Origin of the sequence: Streptomyces lateritius (assembly GCF_014649715.1) — a bacterium.
Classification (GTDB): domain Bacteria; phylum Actinomycetota; class Actinomycetes; order Streptomycetales; family Streptomycetaceae; genus Streptomyces; species Streptomyces lateritius.
In genome coordinates, this window is record NZ_BMTO01000011.1 from 244,782 (window position 1) to 250,980 (window position 6,199).

The 6,199-nt window shown below is 68.1% G+C and carries 2 protein-coding genes; both read left to right on the top strand.

What is annotated here, in order from left to right:
• The first annotated feature begins 173 nt into the window (after positions 1-173).
• Complete coding sequence (locus IE136_RS23605; RefSeq protein WP_158991838.1) at positions 174-1,631, top strand: catalase; 1,458 nt, start codon at positions 174-176, stop codon at positions 1,629-1,631.
• A 593-nt stretch (positions 1,632-2,224) separates the two neighbouring features.
• Positions 2,225-6,199 (top strand): LamG-like jellyroll fold domain-containing protein (locus tag IE136_RS23610; protein ID WP_229819066.1); only part of this gene is annotated, 3,975 nt, incomplete at its 3' end.

The window sequence follows — 6,199 nt, forward strand, 5'->3', positions numbered from 1 at the left end:
AGGGGCCCCGGATTTCCGGACGGCGGCGGCGCTGACACCTGTCCTGTCGCGCCCAGGCGTCGTCGCCGTCCGGAACACCACACTTCATTTTCAACAAACTGTTGACGTTGGCTTCGGGACGTACTTACGCTCCAGCCACCCCCAGCAGTGCAGCTCCCGTACGGAAGGTCACGATGTCGAAGCGCGTGCTTACGACCGAGTCCGGCGCCCCGGTCGCCGACAATCAGAACTCCGCCACCGCCGGCGTCGGTGGCCCCATCCTGCTGCAGGACCAGCACCTGCTGGAGAAGCTCGCGCGCTTCAACCGTGAGCGGATCCCGGAGCGGGTGGTCCACGCCCGCGGCTCCGGCGCGTACGGCTACTTCGAGGTGACCGACGACGTCACCCGCTTCACGAAGGCCGCCTTCCTCTCCGAGGTCGGCAAGCGGACCGAGACCTTCATCCGGTTCTCGACCGTGGCCGACTCGCTCGGTGGCGCGGACGCCGTCCGCGACCCGCGTGGCTTCGCGCTGAAGTTCTACACCGAAGAGGGCAACTACGACCTCGTCGGCAACAACACCCCGGTGTTCTTCATCAAGGACCCGATCAAGTTCCCCGACTTCATCCACTCCCAGAAGCGCGACCCGTTCACGGGCAAGCAGGAGCCGGACAACGTCTGGGACTTCTGGGCGCACTCCCCCGAGGCCACGCACCAGATCACCTGGCTGATGGGTGACCGCGGCATCCCGGCCTCGTACCGTCACATGAACGGCTACGGGTCGCACACCTACCAGTGGACCAACGAGGCGGGCGAGGCCTTCTTCGTCAAGTACCACTTCAAGACGAACCAGGGCATCCGCTCGCTCTCCGCCGAGCAGGCCGCCGAGCTCGTCGGCAAGGACGCGAACTCGCACCAGACCGACCTGCTGCAGGCCATCGAGCGCGGCGTGAACCCCTCGTGGACCCTGTACGTCCAGGTCATGCCGGCCTCCGAGGCTCCGGACTACCGCTTCAACCCGTTCGACCTCACCAAGGTGTGGCCGCACGCCGACTACCCGCTGCAGCGCGTGGGCCGCCTGGTCCTCGACCGCAACCCGGAGAACGTCTTCGCCGAGGTCGAGCAGGCCGCCTTCTCCCCGAACAACTTCGTCCCGGGCATCGGCCCCTCGCCGGACAAGATGCTCCAGGGCCGCCTCTTCGCCTACGCGGACGCCCACCGCTACCGCCTCGGTGTCAACCACACCCAGCTGCCGGTGAACGCCCCGAAGGCGACCGTCGCCGACAACTACGGCCGCGACGGCTTCATGGCCACCCGCAACGGCTCGCGCACGGACAAGAACTACGAGCCCAACTCGTACTCCGGTCCCTCGCAGACCGACGCGGCGCTCTCCGCCCCGCTGGCCATAGCCGGTTGGACCGGCACGCACGAGGCCCCGCTGCACAACAAGGACGACGACTTCTTCCAGGCGGGTGAGCTCTACCGCCTGATGTCGGAGGACGAGAAGAGCCGTCTGATCGCCAACATCGCCGGTGGCCTCTCGCAGGTCTCCCGCGAGGACGTGATCGAGAAGAACATCGCGCACTTCGCCGCCGCCGACGCGGAGTACGGCAAGCGCGTCGAGGAGGCGGTCCGCGCCCTGCGCGAGGACTGATCTCCAGCGGTGTCCAGACCGCGTACGGCACATGACGGGAGGTCAGTGCCGTACGCCGTCCGGCCCGCCGGCCCGGATGAGGGGTGGTCGGCGGTACGGACAGCGTGAGGACCGCGGCGGTGCACGAGCCAGTGCGGTGGTAAGGGCGAACCGGGCCCCTTCTTGACCTGAAGGAAGGGGGCCCCGGACATCCCGTCGTCACCGCCGCGGTCCCAACGCCCCTCCACCCCTCCCCCTTATGCTCCGCCCGGCGGCGCGAACGTCCTGTCGCGCCAGCCTCGCACCGTCGGGCGGGTTTCAGACGAGAGCGCGGAACCAGGTTTACGGTCCCTGGTTCCGCGCTCTTCTGCCGTTTTGGGCCCGGAGGGCAACCCGCTTTCGCGACAGGTAAAGAGCAAGTAAAACAGCAGACCCCGGTGGGCATGGCCGTGCGGGCATCAGGCAGGCTCACGTCGTTTTATAAGCACCGCATAAGTAAAGGCTCGCCCATGCGCGTTCGTTGGGTCCGTAGCCCTCGCCTGTTTCCACCGGGTCGCACCGGAAGACGCAGAGCGAGGGCTACGGCTCTTTCCGTCCTTGTCTCCCTCTCCTGCATGCTCACCACCGAGACGGCCATGGCCACAGGGGTCACCCTGCCGCCGCTGAGCATGCCCGAACTGTCCTTCTCCGGCCTGCTGAACTGGGCCAGTGAGGATCCCCTGGACACCCCCGACCAGCGGGGCGGCACCGCCCGCGGCAAGGGGCACCACGCCACCGCCGACGCCACCAGCACCGAGGGCGGCGCCGGCCGCCGCCCCGGCAAGGGCAAGGGCGAGCTGGAGCCGTACCAGCGTTATGTGGACAAGCCCGAAGCGGCCACCACGAGCCGCGTCACCGGCACAGCGAAGAGCTTCGACGCCCGTACCAGTAAGCGTGACGCGAAGAAGTCGACGGCGACGTCGGACTTCTACGTCAACGCCGACGGCTCGACCACGGTGCGCCACTTCCCGGGCCGTACGAACTTCAAGGGCACCGACGGCACGTGGAAGCCGATCGACACCCGGCTGACCGAGGACACCGACGGCCGGCTCCAGCAGCGGGCCAACTCCCTCGATGTCGAGTTCGCGCCGGACGCCGCAGATAAGCAGCTCGCGTCGGTCGACTTCGGCGCCGGACGCTCGCTCGGGTACGCGCTCAAGGACGCCGCAAAGGCCGAGCCCACCGTCGCTGCGAACGGCACGGTGACCTACGCCGATGTGCTGTCGGACACCGACGTGCAGCTGGTGCCGCTGGCGGAGGGCTTCAAGGAGAACATCGTCCTGCGCTCGCCGCAGGCGGCGAACTCCTGGACGTTCCCGCTCGCGGTGAAGGGGCTCACGCCCCGAATAGCCGCCGACGGTGATGTGGAGTTCACGGACGCGGCGGGCAAGGTCACCGCGACCATCCCGCACGCGTTCATGGAGGACTCCAAGATCGACCCGCGCTCGGGCGACGCCGCCCAGTCGCGGGCCGTCACCTACGAGCTGGTCACGGTGGACGGCAAGCCCGCCCTGCGGATGACCGCGGACCGTGCGTGGCTCGACGCGCCCGAGCGGGTCTACCCGGTGACCGTCGACCCGACGGTGACCGCGTCGAACTCCACGTACGCGCAGAACACCCTCGGTGGTGACCACTCCACCGAGACGCAGATCAAGGTCGGCTCCTACGACTCGGGCACGAACAAGGCGAACTCGTTCCTGCAGTTCTCCTCGCTGGGCACCACGCTCGCGGGGCAGCGGGTCACCGCCGCCACCCTGAACGTGTATGCGCTCTGGTCCTCGACCTGCACCGCTTCGTCGTTCTCGGTCCACCCGATCACCCAGTCCTGGACCCCGTCCGGGGTCACCAGCTACCCGGGCCCGGCCTTCGGCGCCTCCATGGGCTCGGCCACCCCGGCGCCTGGTGCTTCTTGCTCCAACTCGGACGGCGGCACGGACGTCGGTGTGAAGATGCCGGTGTCGCTGTCGACCACGTGGTTCAACCAGGTCGCCATCGGCGCCGCGAACTACGGTCTCGCGCTCACCGCGCCGACCACCAACGCGCTGCACTGGAAGAAGTTCCACTCCGACAACTCCGCGACCGCCGCCTGGCGTCCCGCGCTGGAGCTGACCTACACGGCCAACACCAAGCCGCAGGTCAACGCCCAGTATCCGCCGGAGAACTTCCAGGCCAACACCCTCCAGCCGGAACTGCTCGTCTACGCGAGCGACGCCGACAACTGGCCAGGGTCCCTGACGTACTCCTTCGAGGTCTACGACGCCGACAGCACGAGCACCACACCCGTCACCAGCTCCGGCCTCACCGCCGAGCGGTCCTGGAAGGTGCCGGCCGGCAAGCTGAGCTGGAGCAAGAGCTACGTCTGGTACGTCAGCGTCACCGACGGATACGACTCCGTCCTGTACTCGGCGAGCCGGTTCTCCACCACGGTGCCACAGCCGCCGGTCACCTCCGGCCTGGCGCAGAACACCGACGGCCACGAGTTCGACCCGTCCGACGGCAACTACACCACCGAGGACACCGACGCCGACGTGCCGGTCATCGGCCCGTCGCTGGAGATCGACCGCTCGTACAACAGCCTCGACCCGCGGATCGACAGCGCCTTCGGCGCCGGCTGGTCCACGGTCGTCGACATGAAGGCGACCGAGACCAAGGACAGCGCCGGCACGGTCACCAGCGTCGCGATCACCTACCCCGGTGGCGAGCAGGTCGCCTTCGGCCGCAACACCGACGGCACCTTCGTGCCGCCGCTGGGCCGCTACGCCCGGCTGGAGTCGGTGACCGACGGCTACAAGCTGACCGACAAGGACTTCACGGCCTACTCCTTCACGCAGGCGACCGGCAAGACCGGGGTCTACGCGATATCGGGCATCGTGGATTTCGCGGGACGCGCCGAGACGTTCACCTACAACGCCTCACGCCAGCTGACCACCATCACGAACACCACGTCCAAGCGTTCGCTGGGTCTGACCTGGTTCACACCGGCCGGCGCGACCGTGCCGCACGTGGAGACGGTCTTCACCGACCCGTCGACCGCGGGTGACGCCGCCACTGCCCAGACCTGGCAGTACGGCTACACCGGTGACCAGCTCACCAAGGTGTGTCCGCCGGCCGACTGGACCAAGTGCACCACCTACACGTACGCCACCGGCAATCACCACCGCACCACGGTGCTGGACGCCGACCCGTACGCGTACTGGCGGTTGGGTGAAGCCCCTGGGGCGACCGTCACCAAGGACACCGTCGACGCCAACCAGGGCAAGTACAACGGTCTCTACCATGATGTGACTCTGGGCAGCGCGAGTGTGCTGGCCGGCTCCACGCAGAAGACGGCCACGTTCAACGGCACCACCTCGTACGTCGAGATGCCCAGCGCCCCGGGTGCGACGCCGTCGTACACGACGATCTCGCTGTGGTTCAAGACCACGCAAGCCGGCGGAGTTCTCTTCTACTACGGTGACAAGCCGCTGAGCGTCGCCGACCCGGTCGGCAGCACGTGGTACAACACACCGGCGCTGTACGTCGGCACCGACGGCAAGCTGCGCGGCTGCCTGGCCACCGGGGTCTGCACCACCACGATCACTTCCGCCGCCTCCGTCAACGACGGAACGTGGCACCAGGCGACCCTCACCGGCGCGGGCAACACCCAGACGCTCTACCTGGACGGCGTCGCTCAGGGCAGCAAGGCCGGTCAGATCAAGGACTGGAACACTCCCTACATCGCGCTCGGCGCGGGTGTGAACAACCGCAACTGGCCCGCGATGAACTCCGCCGACCAGCTCGGTCACTTCGCCGGTCAGCTCGGCGAGGTTGCGATCTACACGGAGCCGCTCACCCCGGACGTGATCAACGCGCAGTATCAGGCGGCCACCCGGTCCGCCGGACTGCTCCAGAAGATCACTACGCCGGGTGGCAAGACGCAGGCCTCGGTCGTCTACGGCACCACCGACGACCTGGTCCTCCAGGCCACCGACGGCAACGGCGGTACGTGGAAGCTCAATCCCCCCACCGTCACCGGTTCCTCGCAGGTCTACCGCTCGGCGGTCATGGGTACCGCCCCGGCCGGCTACTGGCGCCTGGACGACACCCAGGGCGCGGCGCAGGCCGCGAACGAGCTGCACACCGGCTTCGGCACCTACAACACCGTCACGCAGGGTGTGGCGGGACCGTTCGGTGCCGGGGACGCCACAGCCGCGCAGTTCAACGGCACCAGCTCCTTCGTGGAAGTGCCGTACGGTCCCCTGCACGCCAAGGCCGACCGCTCGGTCGAGCTGTGGTTCAAGACGGCCCAGCCCGGCGTGATCATGAGCGACCAGAGCGTCGCTCCGAACAACCCGGGTGGAGTCACCGGCAGCTGGAGCGACCTGCTCTACGTCGGCGCCGACAAGAAGCTGCACGGCCACTGGTGGAGCTCCACCTGCAACGGTCAGGCCGCGCTCGGTTCCACGAGTGAGGTCGCGGACGACAAGTGGCACCACGCCGTCCTGTCGGCCACCGGCACCACGCAGACGCTCTACCTCGACGGCGTCAAGCAGGGCACCTGCACCGGCGCC